The organism is Cupriavidus sp. SIMBA_020, from assembly GCF_046535395.1.
Lineage (GTDB): Bacteria > Pseudomonadota > Gammaproteobacteria > Burkholderiales > Burkholderiaceae > Cupriavidus > Cupriavidus campinensis.
Genome location: NZ_JAWRWU010000185.1, coordinates 1 through 348 on the forward strand (window position 1 = coordinate 1; position 348 = coordinate 348).

Sequence of the window (348 nt, forward strand, 5' to 3'; positions counted from 1 at the left end):
GACCGGCCGGCAGGACGACACGCTGGCGGGTGAATCGAGGGCAAAGGGCCGCGTGGTTGCGGAATTGGATTCGAGCCTGATGCTCAGCACCTTCGTGCGCGCCGGCCTGGCCCTGGGCGAGTTACCCGAGTACCTGGCACGGCGCGATCCCGCGCTGGTGCGGCTATGGCCCGAGCGCCGGCGCGCCAAGCCCTACGAGGCGTGGCTGGTGCTGCACCAGGATTTGGCACGCACGGCCAGAGTGCGTGTGGTCGTGGATGCGATCACGTCGGCGTTCGCGGCTTGAGCGGACGCCCCCTCGGTGTGACTCCCCAGCCACACCCCAGGCAAATTGACCATCCTTGACTT

At 68.1% G+C, this 348-nt stretch carries 1 protein-coding gene; it reads left to right on the plus strand.

Annotation, left to right across the window (positions count from 1 at the left end; all coding sequences use genetic code 11):
• Window positions 1-286: LysR substrate-binding domain-containing protein (locus SB751_RS28745; RefSeq protein ID WP_410748878.1), on the plus strand; the 286-nt coding region annotated here is incomplete at its 5' end.
• Window positions 287-348 lie beyond the last annotated feature (62 nt).